Source organism: Kribbella sp. ALI-6-A (genome assembly GCF_001984195.1).
Taxonomy (GTDB): domain Bacteria; phylum Actinomycetota; class Actinomycetes; order Propionibacteriales; family Kribbellaceae; genus Kribbella.
In genome coordinates this window covers 149,385-170,832 of sequence record NZ_MTQN01000006.1, presented here as the reverse complement: position 1 = coordinate 170,832, position 21,448 = coordinate 149,385, and the positions used below count along the sequence as shown (strand labels likewise).

The window sequence follows — 21,448 nt, the reverse complement described above, 5'->3', positions numbered from 1 at the left end:
TCCACCGTCTTTAGGGGCCTACGTGCAACTCGACAAGATCCGCTGGGGAGTCCTGGGAACCGGCAACATCGCCTCCCGGTTCGCCAGTCAGCTCCCGTCCTCGACCACCGGCGTGCTGGCCGCGGTCGGCAGCCGCAGCCAGGCCTCGGCCGACGCGTTCGGGGACCAGTTCGCGATCCCGCACCGGCACGCGTCGTACGAGGCGCTGCTGGCCGACGACACCGTCGACGCGGTCTACATCGCCACGCCGCACCCGCTGCACCCGCAGTGGGCGATCAAGGCGGCCGAGGCCGGCAAGCACGTGCTGTGCGAGAAACCGCTGGCGATCAACCGGTCGTGGGCCGCGGCGATGATCGAGGCCGCGGTCCGCCACGACGTCTTCTTGATGGAGGCGTACATGTACCGGTGCCTGCCGCAGACCAAGCTGGTCGCGCAGCTGATCCGCGACGGCGAGATCGGCGCCGTGCACCAGATCCAGGCGTCGTTCGCGTTCCAGTCGCAGTTCAACGCCGGCCACCGCCTGTACGCCGACGAGCTGGCCGGCGGCGGCATTCTCGACGTCGGCGGCTACCCGGTCTCGATGGCCCGGCTGATCGCGGGTGCCGCGGTCGGCAAGCCGTTCGCCGACCCGGCCGCCGTCACCGCCGCGGGCACGGTCGGCGAGACCGGCGCCGACGAGTGGGCGGTCGCGACGCTGTTCTTCGACAGCGGGCTGACCGCGCACGTCAACACCGGCGTCCGGCTGAAGGACGAGCCGCTGGTCAAGGTCTACGGCAGCGAGGGCTACCTCGTGATCGAGGACCCGTGGTTCGGCGGCGACGGCAAGCCGACCCACGTGACCGTGCACAAGGTGGGTCAGGAGCCGCGGGACATCGCCGCGGAACCGGCCTTCATCTACGCCGCCGAGGCGGACGCGGTCGCCGCCGCGATCGAGCAGCGGCAGGCGCCGGAGATGTCCTGGGCGGACACGCTGGGCAACCTCGAGGTCCAGGACGAGTGGCGCAAGCTGATCGGCCAGCAGTACGCCGGTGAGCGCGACGACGCGGTGATCCCGACCGCGACCGGCCGCCCGCTGGCCCGGCGCGACGACGCCCCGATGACCTACGGCACCGTGGCCGGCCTGGACAAGCAGGTGTCCCGGCTGGTGATGGGCGTCGACAACCAGAACACGCTGCCGCACGCCGCGACGATCTTCGACGACTTCGTGGAGCGCGGTGGGACGACGTTCGACACGGCCTACATCTACGGCGGCGGCCGGGGTGAGAAGCTGCTCGGGCAGTGGATGCGGTCCCGTGGCAACCGGGACGAGGTGGTTGTCATCGGCAAGGGCGCGCACACGCCGCACTGCGATCCGGAGTCGATCACCCGGCAGCTGCACGAGAGTCTCGAGCGGCTGCAGACCGACCACGTCGACCTCTACCTGATGCACCGTGACAACGAGGAGATTCCGGTCGGCGAGTTCGTCGACGTCCTGGACGAGCACTTCCGCGCCGGCCGGATCAAGGCGTACGGCGGGTCGAACTGGACCACCACCCGCTTCGACGAGGCCAACGCGTACGCCGAAGCGAACGGCAAGCAGCCGTTCACGCTGCTGAGCAACCACCTCAGCCTCGCCCGGGCCTACGACGTCCCGTGGCAGGGTTGCCGGCACGTCAGCGACGACGAGTCGCAGGCGTGGTTGCGGGAGCGGCAGGTCGCGCTGTTCCCGTGGTCGAGCCAGGCCCGCGGGTTCTTCACCGGGCGGGCGAAGCCGGAGGACACCTCCGACGAGGAGCTCGTGCGCTGCTTCTACTCCGACGAGAACTTCCGGCGGCTGGACCGGGCCCGGGAGCTGGCCGCGGCGAAGGGCGTCGAGCCGACCGCGATCGCGCTGGCCTGGCTGCTGCACCAGCCGTACCCGGTGTTCCCGCTGATCGGTCCGCGCCAGATCTCCGAGACCCGGACCTCTCTGCCGGGTCTGTCGGTGAGCCTCACCGACGAGGAGTTCGCCTACCTGACCGCGAACTGACGCGACCGGGCCGGCCCGCGGAGAGCAGGCCGGCCCGGCGCGTTCTCAGCTTGCCGCGACGGTGACCTTCGCGAACAGGGGGCGTCCGCTCGGCGGCATCACGAAGTTCCGGACCCGGTCCCGATGCGCGCTGTTGCTGGCCAGGTCGGCCGGGAAGATGCCGACGGCATCCTTCCAGATGATCTGGCCGGCGTCGGCGTACAGCTTGGCCCGGGCCGCCTGGTCGATCGACGTCCGGGCGTCGAGCAACAACTTGTCCAGCGCCGGGTTGCAGTAGCCGTTGCGCTTGGCCGAACAGATGTAGAGCCGGGCCAGCGTGTAGTCGGCGTCACCAGTGCCACTCACGTTGGTCTGCAGGTTCATGTCCCAGTTCAGCTTGCCGAAGTCCTCCAGCCACTGCGCCCGCTCCTTCTCCAGCGGCTGCACCTTGACGCCGATCTTGGCCCAGTCCGAGATCATCGCCTGCGCCAGCGCCCGGATGTTCGGGCCGCCTTCCAGTGGCCACTGCATCGACGTGGTGAACCCGTTCGGCAGCCCGGCCTGGGCCAGCAGCTGCTTCGCCTTCGCCGGGTCATAGGCGTACGGCGCCAGCTTCGGCGCGCCGATCACGCCTTGGGCCAGCGGTGCCTGCGCGACCGTCGCGAGATCGCCGAACAGGTCCTTGACCGTGCCCTGGAGATTCAGCGCGTGCCACATCGCCTGCCGGACCCGCGGGTCGTCGAACGGCTTGCGCTTGTGGTTGAACCAGTCGAAGTAGTACGTCCAGCTCGGCGTCGTCGCGTACGTGATGCCCTGGCTGTCCTTCACCTCCGCGACCTGGTCGGGCGGGATCTGGGTGAGCACGTCGACCTCGCCGTTCTCCAGCCCGGTGATCCGCCCGGCGACCTCCGGGATGTTGACGAATTCCAGCTTCGCCAGCTCCGGCGCCCCGTCCCAGTACGACGGGTTGGCGGCCAGCTCCAGCTTCTCGTCGGGCTGGAACGACGTCACCGTGAAGGGCCCGGTGCCGATCGGTTTGGCGAAGAAGCCCTCGGCGTCGATCTTGCCGGCCGGACCGATGAACAGCAGCGTCAGCGAACTGAGCAACGTGCCGAGCGGCTTGCTGGTCTTGACCGTCAGCGTCAGGTCGTCGGTCGCCTCGAACGTCTTCACACTCGCGTACAGCGGGACCAGCGGGCCTTCCAGCTTCTGGTGCCGCTGGTACGACGCGACGACGTCCTTCGCGGTGAACGGCGTACCGTCGCTGAACTTCACGCCCTCGCGCAGCGTGAACACCCAGGTGTTCGGGTCGGGGTTCTGCCAGGAAGCGGCCAGGACCGGGACGATCTTGCCGTTGTCGACCCGGACCAGCGGCTCCAGGATCTGCTGGATCGCGGTCTGCACCGCCTCCTCCCCGGCGTACTTGTGGGTGTCCAGGGAGACCGGGAACATCGCCGGCGCGTAGCGCAGCACCTGGTCGCCGGAGCCCGGCTCGCCGGCCGGCGAGCAGGCACTCAGCCCGGTCGCCAGTGTGGTCACGGCGACCAGCGCGGCCACCACCAGCTTTCGCTTCCTCATCACTTGTCGTTCTCCTTTGCAGGGGCTGGGCCACGGGCCTGCGACGGCGGGCGCGTGAACGTGTAGGTGGCGGCGACCGGGTAGTGGTCCGAGGGCGCGCGGCCGGCCTGGAAGAACTCGACGACCTCGCTGCAGCGGACCGCGAGCGGCCCGCGGGAGAAGATCCAGTCGATCGCCTTCGGCGGCGACGCCAGCGGTGACAACCGGGTCCCGATCGGGCCGGGAGCGACGGTCGGCACCACCGGATGGGTGACGGGGGAGTGGCGGCCGAGCGCGGTGAAGCTGTCCAGGAAGCCGGCGTTGCCCAGCTCCCACTGAGGCGGGCCGATGTCGTTGATGTCGACGGTGAACAGGCACGCGCCGCTGCCGGCCAGCCGATCGAGAGTCTCGCCGATCGCGCGGGCCTGACGGACCCGGCGGTTCTCCAGGTCGGATCGTTCGTCCGGATGCCCGGGCCAGGTCAGGTGCGCCGTACTGAACAGCAGGTCGGGGGAGCCGTCGGCCGGACGGAGGCGGACCCAGAACAACCGCGCGCCCGGGGACAGGATGCCGACGTCCTCGGCGCCGTGCTCCAGCGGCGTGAACAGGTCGCGGCGCCACCACAAGTTGCTCTGCGTCTCCCAGCCGGCGTCGCCGTCGACCCGGTCATGGTCGGGCAGCGCCTTGTCGAGCAGGTCTCTGGTGACACCGCGCAGCTCCTGGACCGCGAGCAGGTCGGGCGGTCTGGTCTCGAACAGGCCGGTGAGCGCGTCGCGCCGGTCGTCGAGGTGGAAGTCGGCCCACAGGTTGTAGGTCATCGCGACGAAGCTGAAGGTGCTCAGGGTGGCGGTCATGCCGGCTGCTCCTCGGCGGGCTCGGTGACGGTCGAGGTAGGCACGTTGTACGCCGTGAGGCTGCTCGCGCCTTCGGTCACGCGGATCGTGGTGAGCGAGCAGTTGACCGGTGGATCCAGCAGCACCTGACCACCCGGCGGCAACTGCAACGCCGACGCGGCCGCGACCCGGATCGGGCCGCCGTGCGTCCCGACCAGCACCCGCCGCGCGCCACTGGCCGCGATGTCCCGCACCGCCTCCCACACCCGGGCCCGCAGTTGCGCGAAGGTCTCGCCACCGCCCCGGGCAACGTCCTCACCACGGGCGAACGCGGCGACGACGTCGGGTTCCTCGGCCAGCACCTCGGCGAAGGTCCGCCCACCCCAGGTCCCGACGTCGATCTCCCGCCAGCGCGGATCGATCCGTACACCCTGTTCGTTGCGTCCGAAGAACCGAGCGCTGTAGCGCTCGATTCTTCGGACGCTGTCGAGGTACGGGCGAAGGGTCTCGGTGACGCGCTGGAGGTCGCTGGCGACGACGGCGTCGAACGGTGCGTCGGCCAGGTATTCCGCGGCGAGCTTCGCCTGGTGGTGGCCGAGCGGGCTGAGTCCCGTGCCCTGCTGGCCCTGGTAGCGGTCTTCGGCGTTCCACCGGGACTCGCCGTGGCGGAGGAGGACGAGCTCTACGGTCATCGGCCGGCTCCGGCGAGATCCGCGGCGAAGTGGCAGGCGGCCGGATGCTGGTCGAGGCGGATCTCGAGCGCCGGCTCGGTGGTCGCGCACACGTCCTCGGCCTTCCAGCACCGGGTCCGGAACCGGCAGCCCGACGGCGGATCGGCCGGTGACGGGACGTCCCCGCCGATGATGATCTGCTCGCGCGGCGGCCGCGTCCACGGCTTCGGATCCGGTACGGCGGACAGCAGCGCCTGCGTGTACGGATGGATCGGCCGGGTGAACAACTCCTCCTGCGGCGCCGTCTCGACGATCCGGCCGAGGTACATCACCGCGACCTGGTCGGAGATGTGCCGGACGACGGACAGGTCGTGCGCGATGAACAGGTACGCCAGTCCGAGATCGCTGCGCAGATCGGCCAGCAGGTTGAGCACCTGGGCCTGCACCGAGACGTCCAGCGCCGACACCGCCTCGTCGCAGATCACCAGCTTCGGCCGCAGGGCGAGCGCGCGAGCGATGCCGATTCGTTGCCGCTGGCCCCCGGAGAACTGGTGCGGGTAGCGGCGGGCGTGGTCGGGGTTGAGCCCGACCCGTTCGAGCAGCTCGCGGGCCTCGGCGTGGTGCCGGTTGCGCGGTACGACGTCCGGGTGGATCTCCCAGGCCTCGGTGATGATCTGCTCGACCGTGGCCCGCGGGTTCAGCGAGGCGTACGGGTCCTGGAAGATCATCTGCAGCTGCCGGCGGACCCGGCGCATCGATGCTTTGGGCAACGAAGTGAGTTCCTCGCCGTCGAACACGATGCTGCCGGAGCGGGCCTGCTCCAGGCCGACGATCGTCCGGGCGACGGTGGACTTGCCCGACCCGGACTCGCCGACCAGCCCGAGGGTGCCGCCTGGCATGACGTCGAAGGAGACGCCCGCGACGGCCTGGATGTGGCCGACTGTTCGCCGCAGTACGGACGACCGCAGCGGAAAGCTGGTGTGCAGGTCGCGCACGGACAGCAGTGGAGTGTCAGACATGCGGTGCTCCCTGGCTGAGGACCTGGTCGGCGTGGTGGCAGGCCGACTGGTGGCCGGGCATCCGGCCGGGCGCGGGGAGGAGTGGGGGCTCCTGCTCGGCGCAGATGGTGCCGGCGTACTGGCAGCGGGGACGGAAGGAGCAGCCGGACGGCAGGTGGAGCAGGTCGGGCGGTGAGCCCTGGATCGGCGTCAGGCGCTGGCGCGGGCCGTCGATCACCGGGACCGAGCCCATCAGGCCCGCGGTGTAGGGATGGGCGCTGTGGTCGTAGACCTCGCGGATCGGGCCGGTCTCGACCACGCGGCCGGCGTACATCATCACGACCCGGTCGGCGACGTCCGCGACGACGCCGAGGTCGTGGGTGATCAGGACGAGTGACATGCCCTCTTCGGCTTGCAAGCGGGCGAGCAACTGCATGATCTGCGCCTGGACGGTGACGTCGAGCGCGGTGGTCGGCTCGTCGGCGATCAGCAGCTTCGGCGACAGCGCGAGCGCCATCGCGATCATCACCCGCTGCCGCATGCCGCCGGAGAACTGGTGCGGGTAGTCGTCGAGGCGCTTCTCGGCCGCCGGGATGCCGACGCGGCGCATCAGGTCCAGCGCCTCGGCCCGGGCCTGCTTGCGGGACGCGCCGCGGTGCTTGCGGAACATCTCGCCGATCTGGGCGCCGACCCGGAAGACCGGGTTGAGCGAGCTGAGCGGGTCCTGGAAGACCATCGCGATCTCCCGGCCGCGCAGGCTGCCCGCCGTACCGGGGGCGAGCAGGTCGCGGCCGGCGTACTCGATGCTGCCGCCGGTGACCCGGCCGGCGGGCTTCGGCACGATGCCGAGAATCGCCTGCGCGGTGACGCTCTTGCCGCTGCCGGACTCGCCGAGCAGGGCGACGGTCTCGCCGGGGCGGACCTCGAAGGAGGCGCCGTCGACCGCCGTGACCGGGCCGGCCGAGGTGGAGAACTCGACGCGGAGGTCGCGGACATCGAGCAGCGCGGCGGCGGGCGACTGTCCGGCCGGGATCACCGTGGGGTCGTCGGTCGCGGTCATCACAGGCTCCTCAGGCGCGGGTCGTAGCGGTCGCGGAGGGCGTCACCGAGGACGCCGAGCGAGATCACCAGGAAGGCCAGTGCGATCCCGGGCACGGTCGAGATCCACCAGGCGTCGGCCAGGTAGTTGCGGCCGTTCGCGATCGTGACGCCCCAGCTCGGCGTACTGGCCGGGGTGCCGAGACCGAGGAAGCTGAGCGACGCCTCGGCCAGGATCACGTGACCGATCTCGACCGTCGCGACCACGAGCACCGGGGCGACCGACGCCGGCAGCACGCAGCGGCGGATCAGCCGCCAGGTCCCGGCACCGAGCGTGCGGGACGCGTCGACGAACTCGCGCCGCCGGGTGGCCAGGGCCTGACCGCGGGCGACCCGGGCGAAGGTGACCCAGTTGGACACCGCCAGCACGATCACGACGTTGACGACGCTCGGGCCGAGCAGGGCGGCGATGAAGATCGCCAGCAGGATCGAGGGGAAGGCGAGCTGGATGTCGGCCAGGCGCATCAGGACGCCGTCCAGCCAGCCGCCGAAGTAGCCGGCCGCGATCCCGACGGTCACACCGATCGTGCCGGCCAGCAGCAGGGTGGCCAGCCCGACCGCGATCGAGATCCTTGCCCCCTGCAACATCTGCGCGAGCAGGTCCTGGCCGACCTGGTCGGTGCCGAAGATGGCGAGCGAGCCGTCGGACAGCCGGCTGCCGGGAGGTTTCAGCCGGTCCGCCGTCCGGGTCGCGACCGAGTCGAAGTCGATCAGCCAGGGGCCGATCGCGGCGGCCACGACGTACACGGCGATGACGATCAGGCCGAAGCGGATCCGGGCGGTGCCGGCGCGGGACTTGCGCGCGGTGACCGGTGTGGCGAGCGGAGTGGTGGTGGTCAGATCGAGTTCGGTGGAGGTCATCGGTCACCAGCCAGGCGGACGCGCGGGTCCAGGAAGCCGTAGAGCAGGTCCACGAGCAGATTGATCAGGACGAAGATGGTGGCCACCAGCAAGATGGCGGCCTGGACGACGCCGTAGTCGCGGCGGCTGATCGAGTCGATCAGCAGGCGCCCGACGCCCGGCCAGGCGAAGACGGTCTCGACGATCACGGTGCCGCCGAGCAGCGCGCCGAACTGGAGACCGACGACGGTGACGATCGGGATCAGCGCGTTGCGCAGGGCGTGGACGAGGATCACTCCTCCTTCGGCGAGCCCCTTGGCGCGTGCTGTCTGTACGTAGCCCTCGTGCACGACTTCCAGCAGGCCGCTGCGGGTGAGGCGGACGAGGATCGCGAGGAACGGCAGCGCGAGGGTGACCGTCGGCAGGACGAGATGGGCCCAGCTGCCGGAGCCGGAGCTCGGCAGGACCTGCAGGTTGCGGGCGAACACCAGGATCATCACGATGCCGAGCCAGAACGACGGGGTGGACTGGCCGAGCAGGGAGAACACGGAGATCGTGCGGTCGAGCCAGGTGTTGGCCTTGAGGGCGGCGATCACGCCCAGCGGAAGGCCGATCAGCAGCGACAGCAGCAACGCCGTACTGGCCAGCTGGATGGTGGCGGGGACTCGCTGCATCACCAGGGTCATCGAGTCGGTGCTGAGCCGGAACGACTGGCCGAAGTCGAGATGCACGACGTTGGTCAGGTAGGTCACGTACTGCTGGGCGAGCGAATGGTCGAGCCCCAGTTGTGCTCTGAGCGCGTCCACCTGCGCCTGGTCGGCGTCCGGCCCGAGCATGATGTACGCCGGATCGCCCGGGACCAGCCGGAGTACGACGAAGATGATCGTCACCGCACCCCACAGCACGAACACCGAGAAGAAGAGGCGCCGGACGACGTAGGCCCCCATCAGGCGCCCTGCCGCCGTGCGGAGGCCGCCGCCGCGGGGGCTGGACGGCGATCGGCCTGGCCGGGACCGAGGCGTGCCGCTGCCCGGTGGAGCATCGGGGCGTAGCGACGGATCTCGGCGAGCGACGCCGGGTGCGCGAGCTCGGCACCCAGTGCTCCCGCGCATCCTCCGGCGCCGTCCGGCACCGGCACCGCCACCATCCGCGGCAAGGCCGCGACCGGGCGAGCGTTGTGTGCGAAGCCGACTTCGCGCACCCGCCGCAACGTGTCCAGCAGCTCGGCGCCGCCTTCGACCTCTGCCGGTGGAAGGCCTGCCAGGTAGGCCCGGCCCAGAGCGCTCGCCCGCAAGGGCACCGCGTCCCCGGGTGAGGCCGCCGCTCGACCGGTGCCCGCAGGGCGGCCGGCAGGAGCCGGCCAGGCAACTGCTGCGATCTCCAGCACCGTTCCGCCCGTGCGGGGGAGCGGTCTGGCCAGGACGACCAGGCAGTTCAGGTGGGTGGCGGCTTCGGCGAGCAGGTCCGGGTGGGGAGTCGTGGTGCGGCGCAGCGAGGACAGGCCGTCGGTCGCGCAGTAGAGGTGGTCGTCGACGCGGCGGGCCAGGCCGTGGGCGCAGAACGTCGCCAGGATCCGGTGCACCGTGCTCTTGTGCAGGCCGACCGTGACGGCCAGCTCGGTCACGCCGTACGGGCGGTCCTGGCGGTTCAGTTCGGCGAGCACGGTGAGCGCTCGGCTCAGCGACTGCATGGCGACCTCGATTCAGACGGATGCGGGGGTCGCTACATGAACGTTAACGGTAGCGTTAATGCACCGTAGAAGCGTGATATTTGAGTGTCAAGAGACCGGCGTTCCGGAGGGTGCAACCGTCGATTGACGGCAAATTCCCGTGAACGTTAACTTCAATTCCCACTCACCCCACGCCTTCTGAAGGAGGCCCGCGTGACCCTGTCCGACTCCCGGTCCGACGTCCGGTCCGCCCTGCTCGCCGCCGACCCGCGGCTGTCCAAGTTCTCGCCGCTGCCCCGGATCCTGGCCTTCGACGACTTCGACAGCGGCACGCACGGCTGGTGCGAGCTGCTCGGCAACTACAACGGCCGTGGCGACCTGAGCACGGTCGACGCCCACATGCGCGACTTCCGGCCGCCGCAGCTGTCGGCCTGCAACTTCTTCGACATCGGCACGCACGGCGCGCTGAGCGGCACGTACGCGCTCAAGCTGGCGACCCGGCCGTACAAGGGCCACACCGCGGTGGCGATCCGCCGGCTCACGATGAGCGGCCGTGGCCTGGTTCAGCTGGAGACCTACTTCGCGTTCAAGTCCGAGGCCACTCTCGGCGGCGGCGCCGAGCTGGACAGCTTCGGCGACGTCCAGTGGGACGGCAACACGCACCCGTCCGAGGCGCAGTTCGGCGCGTTCACCGTGGCCACCGACCTGTGCGGCGACGGCGGCCTGCGCTACCACACCGTCGCGCGCTACCAGAACACCGATCTGGACAACCACTTCACCCGGCGCTGGATGGCGCCGACCGTGCCCGAGCCGACTCCGCGCGAGCACTTCGAGGGCAAGGTGAAGCTGGAGTACGCCGCCGACTTCACCGCGCCGAACCCCGAGGACTGGCAGGCCTTCGGCGAGCCGCAGGAGCTCTGCTACAACGAGGTCCCGACCAAGGTGAACTGGCACTACCTGCGCTGGCTGGTCGACACCGACGCGCGTCGCAACGTCGAGCTGCAGGTCAACGACCGGGTGATGGACATGCGCGACGTCCCGGTCCCGCCGTACGAGGAACGCTACGAGACGCTGGAGAACCTGCTGAACTTCTACTTCTCGGTGCGCACCCACGCAGACGTGCGCAACTTCCTGTTCCTCGACTCCGTGCTCATCTCGGTCGATTGGTAGGCGACGACATGCGACAGTCCATGACCGCGGTGCTCGAGCGGGACACCGAGTTCGTGAAGGATTTCGACACCGAGCCGTACGAGGTGGCCTGGGCCGGTGAGGCGCGCTGGTTCGTCCAGCACGTCGACGGGGACGGGACCGCGCGCTACGTCACCCAGGTCTCGCCGGACGGCATCACCTGGTGCGACCTGGACGGCGCCGAGCACATGGTCGAGCCGGGCGCGCTGGTCTCCTGGCCGGCGCAGGGCTTCGGCCACTGGCTCCGGCTGCGCGCGGTGGTCGACGGCACGGTGCGCGTGCGGATCCACCTGGCGATCAAGGCTTAGTCTTTCCAGCCTGATGGGGTGGGACGGAGAGGTTCGATGACGGAGGCTCGGCGGGCGACGCTGCGCGACATCGCCGGTGCGCTCGGGCTGTCGGTCAACACGGTCTCCCGCGCGCTGGCCGACAAGGACAGCGTCAGCGCGGCGACGCGGGCCGCGGTCCGGGCCGAGGCGACCCGGATCGGCTACGTGCCGAACTCGCTGGCCCGGTCGCTCGTGCTCGGCTCGGCGATGACGCTGGGCCTGGTCATCACCAACCCGTCCAACCCGTTCTACGCCCAGCTGATCAGCAGCATCGAGCTCGGCGTCCGTGCCCAGGGGTACTCGTTGCTGCTGCTGGTCACCGACGAGAGCGCGGAGAACGAGCAGCGCGCGACCGAGGCGCTGCTGCGGTCGGCGGTCGACGGCGCGATCGTCGTACCGGTGCAGGACGAGTGGGACCACTGGCGGCGGGTGCGGGACTCCGGCATCCCGATGGTGTTCGTCAACCGCGACGTGCCCGAGCTGGACAACGACATGGTCGGGGTCGACAACGAGCGCGGTAACTACGAGGCGACCGCGCACCTGATCGCCGGTGGCGCGCGGAACCTGCTGGTGCTGGAGGAGGACCTGCCGATCACCACCACGGCCGACCGGGTCGCGGGGTTCCGGCGGGCGATGGCCGACGCCGGACTGGAGGTGTCGGACGGCAGCGTGCGCGCCGTACCGACGAAGCGGTACGACTCACTGGCGTTGCCGTGGCAGCCGGAGGAGGCCTACCGGGTGGCGTCGGAGGTGCTGGCCGAGGGCGATCGGCCCGACGGCATCGTCACCGGGAACGACTACTTCGCGCTGGGACTGCTGCGGGCGCTGGCCGAGCTCGGCCTCGGCGTACCGGGGGATGTCGCGGTCACCGGGTACGGCGACCACCCGTACGCCGGCTATCTGCAGACCCCGTTGACGACAGTCCGGCTGCCGGTCGCGGAGGTCGGTACGACGGCGGTCGAGCTGCTGCTGCGCCGGATCCGTGACCGCGGTTCCGAACGACCGCGTAAGATCCTGATCAGGCCCGAGCTCGTGGTGCGAGCTTCGACGGCCCGCTGAGACTGCCAGTGGCCTGGATCACGGCCGCTGGACCGAATTGGTCGCGCCTCCAGACGCTGTGTAACATGGTCTGTCGGCGTACGACCCTGAACACCCTTGACCACGGAGAATCATGTCTAAGAAGTGCGATGTTTGCGGCAAGCAGCCGACGTTCGGCAACAGTGTTGCCCGTCTGGGTAAGGGCGCGATGATCCGCCGGGTCAAGGCGCGTACGCCGCGGCGGTTCAACCCCAACATTCAGCCGTTCCTGGCGGTCATCAAGGGCACCCCGACCAAGCTGAAGGTCTGCACCTCCTGCATCAAGGCGGGCAAGGTTCAGCGCGTCGTCGGCTAGTACTCTTCCGGCTCCCCGATGAGCCGGTCTCCGTGCAGGGCCTCGTAGGCGTCCGGGATCACCCGGGCGCCTACTGCTGTTGTACGACGGCCGCGTCGTAGCCGGCGAGCTCGTCGGCGGTGGGCCGTTGGAAGAGCTGGTCCCACGCCCTCAACTCCTGCTGGGTGACCTTGAAGGTGGCAGCCGGCAGGACCGCGTTCCGGGCGTCCAGCCGCTGCCAGATCACCTCCAGCGGGAGGTCGAGCACGATCAGCTCGGTCCGCGCGCCGAGTTCTTCGGACCGCTTCCGGAACAGCTCCCGCTCCTCGCGGCTCCAGCAGCCGTAGTCGAGGATCACGTTGTTGCCCAGCGTCAGCGTCCTGGCGGCGACGCTCCACAGCAGCTCGGACTCCAGCACCCAGCGTTTGCCTTCGTGCTCGTTGGTGCCGAACAGCGAGCTCATCCATTCGTCGGGCGTCAGCCTCAGCGCGTGCCGCTCGGTTTCCAGTCGCCTGGCCAGGGTGGTTTTACCCGAGCCGGGCAGGCCGATGAGCAGGGTCATGGTCGCCGGGGACATGGCGGCACCCTAGCCGCGCCGGCGGAGGGAATCCCGGGGATTTCCGGTGGTCAGCGTGCGCGGGCCACGACGGTGATCTCGCGGCGGTTGTGGTGCAGCTGGCGGGCGTGCAGGACGTCGTACTCCTTGCTCAGGACATCCATTCCGCGCCGGGCCGCGTCGAGCGGGTTGCGGCCGCCGCCCTTGAGCGTGACGACGGCGAGCGCGCCGCGGCGCAGGTGCGGAGCGGCGTCGAGCATCACCCGGGCGCTCATCACCTGGTCCATCCGCATGTCGTTGACCACCACGTCGAAGCGGAGCTGGTTGCGGCGGAAGAACTCGCCGGCCGTCGTCCCGATGTGGTGGATCCGGCGGTCGCCGTCCAGGCGCGGGTCGAGGGCACCGGGATCGACCGACCAGACTTCCTGGTCGTACTGGCGCAGGATGCGCGTCCAGCCGCCCGGGCTGGCGCCGAGGTCTAGCGCCTTGCCGCCGGGCTCGAGGTCGAGGTGGAAGGTGCGGATCGCTTCCTCGAGCTTGAACTCCGAGCGCGAGACCCGTTCGTCGGAGCGGGCCAGCCGCATCCGTCCGCCCGGCCAGTCGGTGAGGCTGTCGGCGAGCCGGTTGAGCCCGACGAGGACCGCGCGCTGGGAGACGAAGCAGGAGACCACGAGGTCCTGGCCCGAGCGGGAGACCTCGATCCCGCGGGCGCCGAGCGCCTCGTCGAGCAGGTGGTAGAACGTGCCGCCGGTCCCGGCGCCGTCGGTCCAGGTCTGGACGGCGAGCGTGGCCGGATGGCGCGGCAGCTCGGCGAGTACGAGATCGGCCAGTTCGTGCGAAGGCGGTACGTCGTCCGGCGGGAAGCTCGCGATCTCGACGGTCAGGTGCCGGACGAAAACGATCCGCCCGTCGTCGCAGGCCGCGGCCAGGTCGCCGACCGCCGGGGCGTTGCCGGTGATCCGGCCGAGGTCGCCGCTGACCCGCTCGACCTCGACGTCGCGGCCGAACTCCTCGCGGAGCTCCCGGACGGCCAGGTCGTAGCTGTCGGGGGAGACCGAGAACAGCAAGGCAGGCACAGCACATGGTAAGCGTCGCCCGACCGCCCGCTACATTCGCAGCCGTGACGGCCGGCGACAGTGGTGCAGCGAGACGCTCGATGGGTCCACTGTGGGCGGCCGGGTTCACCACCGCCTTCGGCGCGCACGCGGTGGCCGCCAACCTCGGCGGCTTCTCCGACGACGCGGTCAAGTCCTTGCTCACGCTCGGCCTCCTACTGGCCTTGTACGACGGCGCCGAAGTGCTGCTGAAGCCGCTGTTCGGCTGGGTCGCGGACCGGGTCGGCGCTCGGCCGGTGCTGCTGGCGGGGCTGGTCGGCTTCGCGGCCGCGTCGGCGGCGTACGCGGTGGTGGACAGCCCGGGCTGGCTGTGGGTGGCGCGCCTCGGGCAGGGGGCTGCGGCCTCGGCCTTCTCGCCGGCGGCGTCGGCGCTCGTGGCGCGGCTGAACCCGGCGGCCAAGCACGGGCGGGCCTTCGGCAGCTACGGGTTCGCGAAGAGCCTCGGCTACACGCTGGGCCCGTTGCTCGGCGGCGGATTGGTGTGGGCGGGTGGTCTGCGGCTGCTGTTCGCGGTGACCGCCGTACTGGGGTTGGTGGTGGCGGTCTGGGCGCTCTTCGCGGTGCCAGTCGTACCGCCTCTGCCGCGCACTCGGCAGACGGTGCTGGACCTGGCTAGGCGCATCAGTGATCCGGCGTTCCTCCGGCCTACTGCTGCGCTGGCCGCGGCGACTGCGGCGTTGTCCGTGGGTGTCGGCTTCCTGCCGGTCACGGGCGCTGCTGCTGGGCTGGGACCGATCGCCACGGGTGCAGCGGTCTCGGTGCTCGCTGCGACGGCCGCCCTCGTGCAGCCGCGCGCTGGTCGTGCGCTGGATGCTGGGCAGCTCAGTACGCGGACCGGACTGACCGTCGGGCTGCTCCTGGCGGCGGCCGGGCTGCTCAGCGCGACTCTGTCCGGTGTGGCCGGGCTGCTGGCTGCCGCGGTCCTGATCGGCTGCGGCACGGGTCTGATCACCCCGCTGGGCTTCGTGGCGTTGGCGTCGTCGACTCCGCAGGAGCGGCTGGGGCAGACGATGGGTGCGGCCGAGGTCGGCCGCGAGCTGGGAGACGCCGGAGGGCCGCTGCTGGTTGCCGGGGTTGCCACGGCCGCCACCCTCGCTCACGGGTACGCCGCGCTCGCCGTACTGCTGGCGGTGGGACCCGTGATCGGTCTGGTCAGCGCATCGCTTCGGGCCAGACGTTAACCTTCCCGGCGTGGAAGAGCTGACGGTCGGGGTGCTGCGGAGCTGGGCTCGTGTCGCGCTCGTCGAGCTCGGGCGGGCCCGGTCGGAGATCGACGACCTGAACGTCTACCCGGTACCGGACGGCGACACCGGGACCAACCTGTACCTGACCTGGGAGGCGGCCTGCGACGCGCTGCCGGAGGGCGAGCTGACGTTCGCGGAGGCGGTCCAGGCCTTCGGGCGAGGCGCGCTGCTCGGTGCCCGGGGCAACTCCGGGGTGATCACCTCGCAGCTCGTGCGTGCCTGCGGGCTGCGACTCGCGGAGAACCTGCCACCGGTTGAGCCGGCGCCGCCCGCCGAGCGCGCCGGCGCCGCCACTGAGCCCGCCGACGCCGCTCCCCGGCCCGCCGGTCCGGTGGCGCGGCTGGCCGATCCCCGGATGAGCGAGCCGGTTGCGTTCGCCGACGCGCTCGTCTTCGCGGCCGACGCGGCGTACGGGGCGGTGGCGCAGCCCGTCGAGGGCACCATGCTCACCGTCGCCCGCGCCGCCGCTGACGCGGCTCTTGCCGCCGCGAACGAGGGCAAGAACCTGGCCGAGGTCTGCCTGACCTCCGTCGCGGCCGCACGCCTGGCACTGACCAAGACGACCGAGCAGCTGGACGTCCTCCGGCGAGCCGGAGTCGTGGACGCCGGGGGAGCGGGCCTGGTGGTGATCCTGGGCGCGATGGAGTCGGTCCTGTCCGGCCGGGCACCCGGCGGCGACTGGTCCGTCCCGCCCCGCCGGCCCCCGATGCCGCCCGCCTCCGGCGCCCCCGCCTCTGGCGACGCTTCCGCCTCCGGCGACCTCACCGCCTCCGGCGACCTCACCACCCCCGTCGCCTGCGGCGCCGTCGCCCTTCCCGGCTCCGGCGAAGCCGGAGCCCCAGGAACAGATGGCGCCGAGCTACCGCCCGACGGGCCGGCGTACGAGGTGATGTACCTGCTGGATGCAGACGACGACGCCATCGGCGAGTTCCGCCGGGAATTGACCGAGCTGGGTGACTCCGTCGTCGTGGTCGGTGGCGACGGGCTCTGGAACGTGCACGTGCACACCGACGACGTCGGCGCCGTGATCGAGCGGGGGATCGGCATCGGCCGGCCGCATCGGATCCGGGTGACGCACTTCGCGGATCTGCCGCCGCACGCGCCGGTGGCCGGGCGGGCGGTGATCGCGGTGGCGGCCGGGGACGGGCTTGCGGAACTCTTCGGCCAGGCCGGGGCGATCGTCGTTCGCGGAGGACCTGGGCGGCGGTGCTCGACCGGTGAGCTGCTGCGGGCGATCGAGCAGTCCAACGCGCCGGAGATCGTGCTGCTGCCGAACGACAAGGACTCCATCGCGGTCGCCGAGGCCGCGGCGACGGCCGCGCGGCAGGCCGGCGTACGGGTGGCGGTGATCCCGACCCGCGCACAGGTTCAGGGACTGGCGGCCATCGCGGTGCACGATCCGGAGCGCAGCTTCGACGACGACGTCGTGCACCTGTCCGCGGCCGCCGGTCAGACCCGCCACGGCGCGGTCACCATCGCCGTCAAGGACGCCTGGACGATGGCCGGCACCTGCCGGATCGGCGACGCGCTCGGGGTCGTGGACGGCGACTTCACGCTGATCACCGAGGACCTGGTCACCGCCGCGACCGGGGTGGTGGACCGGCTGCTCGGCGGCGGTGGCGAGCTGCTGACAGTGGTCAGCGGCCGCGACGCCGATCCCGCCCTGGTCGACGCGGTGGTGCGGCACGTCCGCCGGTACCGCAAGGATGTCGATGTCATGGTGTACGACGGTGGGCAGGAGCGGTACCCGTTGCTGATCGGGGTGGAATGAAGACAGACATCGACCGCAAGCTGCGCGACTTCGTCGGCGCCCGGACGGCGAAGACGTTCGCCGAGGTGCTCGGGATCGAGACCGTCGGCGAACTGCTGCGGCACTACCCGCGGCGTTACCTGAAGAAAGGCGAGCTGACGCCGTTCGACGAGCTCGAGGTCGGCGACCAGGCGACCGTCAACGGCCGGGTGAAGAAGGTCACCGTGCGTTCGCTGGACTCCAAGCAGGAGATCCGGCCGGACGAGGTGAACAAGTTCCGCCGGCACCGGACGATCACCAAGGTGGTCGTCACCGACGGCCGCAACGACCTGGAGCTGGCGTTCTTCAACCAGCCCTGGCTGGCCAACAAGCTCACCCCCGGAACGGCGGCGCTGTTCTGGGGCGAGGTGACCAAGTTCCGCGAGACTCTCCAGCTGAAGGGCCCGGGCACCGAGATCCTCGACGAGGAGGATCTCAGCGAGGCCGAGATCGAACGCCGGGCCAAGCCGTTCCGGCCGCTCTACCCGGCCACCGCGAAGTTGCCCACGGCCACCATCGAGCGCAGCCTGAAGATCGTCCTGGACAACCTCGAGGAGGTCGAGGACCCAATCCCGGAGCTGGTGCTGAACAACGAGCAGCTGCTCGGCCTGCGCGACGCGCTGCAGAAGATCCACCTGCCGGAGACCGAGAAGGACATCGCCGAGGCGCAGAAGCGGTTCCGGTTCGAGGAAGCCCTGGTGATGCAGACGATCCTGGCCCAGCGCCGGGCGGTCACCGACGCGCTGAAGGCGATCCCGCGGGAGCGGACCGCCGGTGGGCTGCTGGACGACTTCGACGCGCGGCTGCCGTTCCAGCTCACCGAGGGGCAGACCGAGGTCTGCGAGGAGATCTTCGCCGACCTGGCCCGGCCGCATCCGATGCACCGGTTGCTCCAGGGTGAGGTCGGCTCCGGCAAGACGGTGGTCGCGCTGCGGGCGATGCTGTCGGTGGTCGACGCCGGCGGCCAGGCCGTCCTGCTCGCGCCGACCGAGGTGCTCGCCACCCAGCACCACAAGACGCTGACCAAGATGCTCGGCGAGCTGGCCGAGCAGGGCATGCTCGGCGGCGCCGACCGGGCCACGCGGGTCGGCCTGCTGACCGGCTCGCTGAACGCGGCAGCCCGGCGTACGGCGATGCTGGACGCGGCGAGTGGAGCCGCGGGGATCGTCGTCGGCACGCACGCGCTGCTGGAGGACAAGGTCCAGTTCGCCGATCTCGGCCTGGTCGTGGTCGACGAGCAGCACCGGTTCGGCGTCGAGCAGCGGGCCGCGCTGAGCACGAAGTCGGGCGAGAACACCCCGCACGTGCTGGTGATGACCGCGACGCCGATCCCGCGCACCGTCGCGATGACGGTGTTCGGCGACCTGGCGGTGTCGACGCTGACCGAGCTGCCGGCCGGGCGGTCGCCGATCAAGTCGTCGGTGGTCCCGGCCAAGGAGAAGCCGGCCTGGCTGGAGCGCGCCTGGGAGCGGGTCCGCGAGGAGGTCCAGAAGGGCCATCAGGCGTACGTCGTGTGCCCGCGGATCGGCGACGACGTGAAAAACGCCACCGACGAGGAAGGCGAGTTCGCCTCCGGCGCCGAGGAGGAAGCCGAGACCAAGGCGAAGCCGCGGCCGGCGATCTCGGTGCTGCAGGTCGCCGAGGTGCTCGCCGAGGTGCTGCCCGACCTGCGGCAGGCGGTGCTGCACGGCCGCCTCCCGGCCGACGAGAAGGACGCGGTGATGTCGAAGTTCGCCGCGGGGGAGATCGACGTGCTGATCGCGACCACCGTGATCGAGGTCGGCGTCGACGTGCCGAACGCCTCGACGATGGTGGTGATGGACGCCGACCGGTTCGGCATCTCCCAGCTGCACCAGCTGCGCGGCCGGGTCGGGCGGGGCAAGGTGCCGGGGCTGTGCCTGCTGGTCACCGACGGCTGGCCGGGGTCGAAGTCGCGGGAGCGGCTGGACGCGGTGGCCTCGACGACGGACGGCTTCGAGCTGTCCCGGATCGACCTGGAGAACCGGCGCGAGGGCGACGTACTGGGCGTGGCGCAGTCCGGGCGGCGGACGAGTTTGAAGCTGCTCAGCGTGCTGCGCGACGAGGAGGTCATCTACGCCGCGAGGCACGTGGCGAACTCGATCGTGTCCGTCGATGCCGAACTGACCGGCTACCCGGCGTTGAAGGCCTTCGTCGCCGAGGCTCTGGCGTCTGAGGCCGCCGAATACCTGGAGAAAACGTGACCCGGATCATTGGCGGATCGGCAGGTGGCCGGCGGATCAGCGTTCCGCCCGGGAACGGGACGCGGCCGACGGCGGACCGGGTGCGGGAGGCGATGTTCGCCTCGGTGGAGACCGAGTTCGGCGGTGGCGGGTTGCTCGATCTCGCCGTGCTCGACCTGTACGCCGGGTCGGGCGCGATCGGGTTGGAGGCGCTGTCGCGGGGTGCGAGCCGGGTGGTGCTGGTCGAGCAGGATCGCAAGGCCGCCGAGGTGATCGCGGCGAACATCCGCGCGGTCGGGCTGCCGGGTGCGACGTTGCTCACCCGGCCGGTCGAGAAGGTTGCCCAGGGCACCAACACCGGTGAGGTCTTCGACCTGGTGTTCGCCGACCCGCCGTACAAGCTGGAGACGGCGGTGCTGCAGGAGGTGCTGGTGGCGCTGGCCGAGCACGGCTGGCTGGCCGAGGACGCGGTGGTGGTGGTCGAGCGGGGCAAGCGGGAGCCGTGGGAGTGGCCGGCCGGGTTCGAGGCGCTGCGCGACCGCAAGTACGGCGAGGCGCGGCTTTGGTACGGTCACCGCCATGAGTAGAGCGGTCTTCCCAGGGACCTTCGACCCACCGACGAACGGCCACCTGGACGTGATCGCGCGGGCGTCGGCGGCGTTCACCGAGGTGATCGTCGCGGCCGGGGTGAATCCGGCCAAGCAGCGCATGTTCGACGCCGACGAACGGGTCGCGATGCTGACCGAGATCGCCGCGCCGTACGGCAACGTGACGGTGGACACGTTCGACGGGTTGCTGGTCGACTACTGCCGCTCGGTCGACGCGCAGGTGGTCGTCAAGGGCCTGCGCTCGGGCAGCGACTACGACTACGAGCTGCGGATGGCCCAGATGAACCGGCGGCTGACCGGGCTCGACACGCTGTTCATGCCGACCGCGCCGGAGCACGGCTACGTCTCGTCCAGCCTGGTCAAGGAGATCGCGAAGCTGGGCGGCCCGGTGGACGGCTTCCTGCCGCCGGCCGTGCACACCCGGCTGGCCGCGAAACTCTAGAACCACCCCGGATTGGGCTGAGACGGATGGACTTGGTAATGTTGTCCATCGGTCTCGACGAGACCGAGATTTTGCCTGCCCACGCCTGAAAGGGATGTTCTGAGCGCCTTGGACCCGCGGTCCCCACTCGTGATCGACACCCACGAGCTGTCACGCCGCGCCGGGTCCCAGCGCGAAGTCTCCTTCACGGCACCGGCACCGGCCGATCTCGGGATCGACGTGATCGGCGTCCCCGAAGGTGATCCGATCCAGTTCGACCTGCGACTGGAAGCGGTTGTCGAGGGGGTGCTCGTGACCGGGTCGGCCCAGGGCCGGCTGGTCGGGGAGTGTGCGCGGTGCCTGACCGAGATCGAGGACGAGTTCCTCGCCGACGTCCAGGAGCTGTACGTCTACCCCGAGAGCGACGCCGAGCCCGACGAGGCCAGCCGGATGGAGGGCGATCTGATCGACCTCGAGCCGGCGCTGAGGGACCAGGTGGTGCTCGCACTGCCGTTCACGCCCTTGTGTTCGGACGACTGTGCCGGCCTGTGCCCCGAGTGTGGGGTCCGGCTGGACGACGAGCCGGATCACAAGCACGAGGACGCAGTCGATCCCCGCTGGTCCGCGCTCGGCGGCCTGCTCGCGCAGGACGAACGACCGCAGGACAAGTAACCTCGTACCTCTCGTACTCCGGTACGGGCGCAGGACAACCACACAGCAACCGCACACCAAGCCGGCCGGGTCTCGTGCCTCCGGCCGAACCGAGGAGTCATAACCGTGGCCGTTCCGAAGCGGAAGATGTCGCGCAGCAACACCCGCAGCCGCCGGGCCCAGTGGAAGACCACTGCCCCGTCGCTCGTCACCTGCGTGAACCCCGCCTGCCGCGCGAAGCACCTGCAGCACACCGTTTGCCCGACCTGCGGCCAGTACGGCGCGAAGGGCGAGCGTCGCCAGGTCGTCGAGAGCTAAACG

General features: G+C 70.6%; 22 protein-coding genes. 12 read left to right on the top strand and 10 right to left on the bottom strand.

From position 1 onward, the window contains the following. Positions 1 to 22 precede the first annotated feature (22 nt). On the top strand, positions 23 to 2,008 hold the full coding sequence (locus BWI15_RS03340; protein WP_077012784.1) for an aldo/keto reductase: 1,986 nt from the start codon (positions 23 to 25) through the stop codon (positions 2,006 to 2,008). A gap of 45 nt (positions 2,009 to 2,053) precedes the next feature. Here the strand turns inward: BWI15_RS03340 and BWI15_RS03335 are convergent, their stop codons facing one another. Genes BWI15_RS03335 through BWI15_RS03300 form a run of 8 tightly spaced genes read right to left on the bottom strand, consistent with a single transcriptional unit; the run spans position 2,054 to position 9,674 of the window. Continuing rightward, positions 2,054 to 3,565: an ABC transporter substrate-binding protein gene (locus BWI15_RS03335; protein ID WP_077012783.1), complete on the bottom strand. Its 1,512-nt coding sequence runs from the start codon at positions 3,563 to 3,565 to the stop codon at positions 2,054 to 2,056. Further along, entirely contained in the window at positions 3,565 to 4,398 is an 834-nt protein-coding gene (locus BWI15_RS03330; protein ID WP_083750540.1) for an endonuclease/exonuclease/phosphatase family protein, read from the bottom strand. The genes BWI15_RS03335 and BWI15_RS03330 overlap by 1 nt, the downstream gene beginning before the upstream one ends. Then, positions 4,395 to 5,069 carry a histidine phosphatase family protein gene (locus BWI15_RS03325; RefSeq protein WP_077012782.1) on the bottom strand — a complete coding sequence of 225 codons (675 nt, stop codon included), beginning with the start codon at positions 5,067 to 5,069 and terminating at the stop codon, positions 4,395 to 4,397. Before BWI15_RS03325 ends, BWI15_RS03330 begins: the two co-directional genes overlap by 4 nt. Continuing rightward, positions 5,066 to 6,067 carry an ABC transporter ATP-binding protein gene (locus tag BWI15_RS03320; RefSeq protein WP_077012781.1) on the bottom strand — a complete coding sequence of 334 codons (1,002 nt, stop codon included), beginning with the start codon at positions 6,065 to 6,067 and terminating at the stop codon, positions 5,066 to 5,068. Before BWI15_RS03320 ends, BWI15_RS03325 begins: the two co-directional genes overlap by 4 nt. Next, positions 6,060 to 7,106, bottom strand: coding sequence for an ABC transporter ATP-binding protein (locus tag BWI15_RS03315; protein ID WP_077012780.1), 1,047 nt, complete (start codon positions 7,104 to 7,106; stop codon positions 6,060 to 6,062). The genes BWI15_RS03320 and BWI15_RS03315 overlap by 8 nt, the downstream gene beginning before the upstream one ends. Then, a complete protein-coding gene (locus BWI15_RS03310; protein WP_083750539.1) occupies positions 7,106 to 8,005 on the bottom strand; it encodes an ABC transporter permease in 900 nt (299 codons plus the stop codon). Before BWI15_RS03310 ends, BWI15_RS03315 begins: the two co-directional genes overlap by 1 nt. Further along, positions 8,002 to 8,931 carry a nickel ABC transporter permease gene (gene nikB / locus BWI15_RS03305; RefSeq protein ID WP_077012779.1) on the bottom strand — a complete coding sequence of 310 codons (930 nt, stop codon included), beginning with the start codon at positions 8,929 to 8,931 and terminating at the stop codon, positions 8,002 to 8,004. Before nikB ends, BWI15_RS03310 begins: the two co-directional genes overlap by 4 nt. Next, positions 8,931 to 9,674 carry a helix-turn-helix domain-containing protein gene (locus BWI15_RS03300; RefSeq protein WP_077012778.1) on the bottom strand — a complete coding sequence of 248 codons (744 nt, stop codon included), beginning with the start codon at positions 9,672 to 9,674 and terminating at the stop codon, positions 8,931 to 8,933. Before BWI15_RS03300 ends, nikB begins: the two co-directional genes overlap by 1 nt. 192 nt (positions 9,675 to 9,866) lie before the next feature. Between BWI15_RS03300 and BWI15_RS03295 the strand changes: the two genes are divergently transcribed. From BWI15_RS03295 to rpmB, 4 genes are all read left to right on the top strand, one after another. Continuing rightward, a complete protein-coding gene (locus tag BWI15_RS03295; RefSeq protein ID WP_077012777.1) occupies positions 9,867 to 10,823 on the top strand; it encodes a DUF6772 family protein in 957 nt (318 codons plus the stop codon). 8 nt (positions 10,824 to 10,831) lie between these two features. Further along, positions 10,832 to 11,149 carry a hypothetical protein gene (locus tag BWI15_RS03290; RefSeq protein ID WP_077012776.1) on the top strand — a complete coding sequence of 106 codons (318 nt, stop codon included), beginning with the start codon at positions 10,832 to 10,834 and terminating at the stop codon, positions 11,147 to 11,149. A gap of 36 nt (positions 11,150 to 11,185) precedes the next feature. Beyond that, the gene (locus tag BWI15_RS03285; RefSeq protein WP_077012775.1) at positions 11,186 to 12,229 is read left to right on the top strand and encodes a LacI family DNA-binding transcriptional regulator; all 1,044 of its coding nucleotides are present in this window, start codon (positions 11,186 to 11,188) and stop codon (positions 12,227 to 12,229) included. Positions 12,230 to 12,341: 112 nt separating this feature from the next. After that, positions 12,342 to 12,563, top strand: a complete 222-nt coding sequence (gene rpmB / locus BWI15_RS03280; RefSeq protein WP_077012774.1) for a 50S ribosomal protein L28 — start codon at positions 12,342 to 12,344, stop codon at positions 12,561 to 12,563. Between the two features lie 70 nt (positions 12,564 to 12,633). On the opposite strand, the gene BWI15_RS03275 is transcribed toward rpmB, so the two are convergent. Beyond that, the gene (locus BWI15_RS03275) at positions 12,634 to 13,119 is read right to left on the bottom strand and encodes an AAA family ATPase (RefSeq protein WP_077012773.1); all 486 of its coding nucleotides are present in this window, start codon (positions 13,117 to 13,119) and stop codon (positions 12,634 to 12,636) included. Positions 13,120 to 13,169: 50 nt separating this feature from the next. After that, positions 13,170 to 14,174, bottom strand: a complete 1,005-nt coding sequence (locus BWI15_RS03270) for an SAM-dependent methyltransferase (RefSeq protein ID WP_083750538.1) — start codon at positions 14,172 to 14,174, stop codon at positions 13,170 to 13,172. A gap of 80 nt (positions 14,175 to 14,254) precedes the next feature. Here BWI15_RS03270 and BWI15_RS03265 point away from each other — a divergent pair, with 80 nt between their 5' ends. The 7 genes from BWI15_RS03265 to rpmF all read left to right on the top strand — a co-directional run bounded on the left by BWI15_RS03265 (position 14,255) and on the right by rpmF (position 21,445). Beyond that, positions 14,255 to 15,394: an MFS transporter gene (locus BWI15_RS03265; protein WP_077012772.1), complete on the top strand. Its 1,140-nt coding sequence runs from the start codon at positions 14,255 to 14,257 to the stop codon at positions 15,392 to 15,394. A 10-nt stretch (positions 15,395 to 15,404) separates the two neighbouring features. After that, positions 15,405 to 17,228 (top strand): DAK2 domain-containing protein, encoded by a 1,824-nt coding sequence (locus BWI15_RS03260; RefSeq protein ID WP_077012771.1) that lies wholly within the window; start codon positions 15,405 to 15,407, stop codon positions 17,226 to 17,228. Further along, positions 17,225 to 19,468, top strand: a complete 2,244-nt coding sequence (gene recG, locus BWI15_RS03255) for an ATP-dependent DNA helicase RecG (protein ID WP_077012770.1) — start codon at positions 17,225 to 17,227, stop codon at positions 19,466 to 19,468. Before BWI15_RS03260 ends, recG begins: the two co-directional genes overlap by 4 nt. After that, on the top strand, positions 19,465 to 20,034 hold the full coding sequence (rsmD, locus tag BWI15_RS03250; RefSeq protein ID WP_077012769.1) for a 16S rRNA (guanine(966)-N(2))-methyltransferase RsmD: 570 nt from the start codon (positions 19,465 to 19,467) through the stop codon (positions 20,032 to 20,034). Before recG ends, rsmD begins: the two co-directional genes overlap by 4 nt. Continuing rightward, positions 20,027 to 20,497, top strand: coding sequence for a pantetheine-phosphate adenylyltransferase (gene coaD, locus BWI15_RS03245; protein WP_077012768.1), 471 nt, complete (start codon positions 20,027 to 20,029; stop codon positions 20,495 to 20,497). Before rsmD ends, coaD begins: the two co-directional genes overlap by 8 nt. Before the next feature lie 129 nt (positions 20,498 to 20,626). Further along, positions 20,627 to 21,148, top strand: coding sequence for a YceD family protein (locus BWI15_RS03240; RefSeq protein ID WP_237771105.1), 522 nt, complete (start codon positions 20,627 to 20,629; stop codon positions 21,146 to 21,148). Positions 21,149 to 21,253: 105 nt separating this feature from the next. Further along, positions 21,254 to 21,445 carry a 50S ribosomal protein L32 gene (gene rpmF / locus BWI15_RS03235; RefSeq protein ID WP_077012766.1) on the top strand — a complete coding sequence of 64 codons (192 nt, stop codon included), beginning with the start codon at positions 21,254 to 21,256 and terminating at the stop codon, positions 21,443 to 21,445. Positions 21,446 to 21,448 lie beyond the last annotated feature (3 nt).

Bases quoted from the DNA above. Each gene is read 5' to 3' on its own strand.
- rpmB (WP_077012774.1), top strand. From the start codon at position 12,342: ATGTCTAAGAAGTGCGATGTTTGCGGCAAGCAGCCGACGTTCGGCAAC.
- BWI15_RS03285 (WP_077012775.1), top strand. From the start codon at position 11,186: ATGACGGAGGCTCGGCGGGCGACGCTGCGCGACATCGCCGGTGCGCTC.
- BWI15_RS03335 (WP_077012783.1), bottom strand. From the start codon at position 3,565: ATGAGGAAGCGAAAGCTGGTGGTGGCCGCGCTGGTCGCCGTGACCACA.
- BWI15_RS03315 (WP_077012780.1), bottom strand. From the start codon at position 7,106: ATGACCGCGACCGACGACCCCACGGTGATCCCGGCCGGACAGTCGCCC.
- recG (WP_077012770.1), top strand. From the start codon at position 17,225: ATGAAGACAGACATCGACCGCAAGCTGCGCGACTTCGTCGGCGCCCGG.
- nikB (WP_077012779.1), bottom strand. From the start codon at position 8,931: ATGGGGGCCTACGTCGTCCGGCGCCTCTTCTTCTCGGTGTTCGTGCTG.
- BWI15_RS03275 (WP_077012773.1), bottom strand. From the start codon at position 13,119: ATGTCCCCGGCGACCATGACCCTGCTCATCGGCCTGCCCGGCTCGGGT.
- BWI15_RS03300 (WP_077012778.1), bottom strand. From the start codon at position 9,674: ATGCAGTCGCTGAGCCGAGCGCTCACCGTGCTCGCCGAACTGAACCGC.
- coaD (WP_077012768.1), top strand. From the start codon at position 20,027: ATGAGTAGAGCGGTCTTCCCAGGGACCTTCGACCCACCGACGAACGGC.
- BWI15_RS03330 (WP_083750540.1), bottom strand. From the start codon at position 4,398: ATGACCGCCACCCTGAGCACCTTCAGCTTCGTCGCGATGACCTACAAC.
- BWI15_RS03265 (WP_077012772.1), top strand. From the start codon at position 14,255: ATGGGTCCACTGTGGGCGGCCGGGTTCACCACCGCCTTCGGCGCGCAC.
- BWI15_RS03290 (WP_077012776.1), top strand. From the start codon at position 10,832: ATGCGACAGTCCATGACCGCGGTGCTCGAGCGGGACACCGAGTTCGTG.
- BWI15_RS03310 (WP_083750539.1), bottom strand. From the start codon at position 8,005: ATGACCTCCACCGAACTCGATCTGACCACCACCACTCCGCTCGCCACA.
- BWI15_RS03325 (WP_077012782.1), bottom strand. From the start codon at position 5,069: ATGACCGTAGAGCTCGTCCTCCTCCGCCACGGCGAGTCCCGGTGGAAC.
- BWI15_RS03320 (WP_077012781.1), bottom strand. From the start codon at position 6,067: ATGTCTGACACTCCACTGCTGTCCGTGCGCGACCTGCACACCAGCTTT.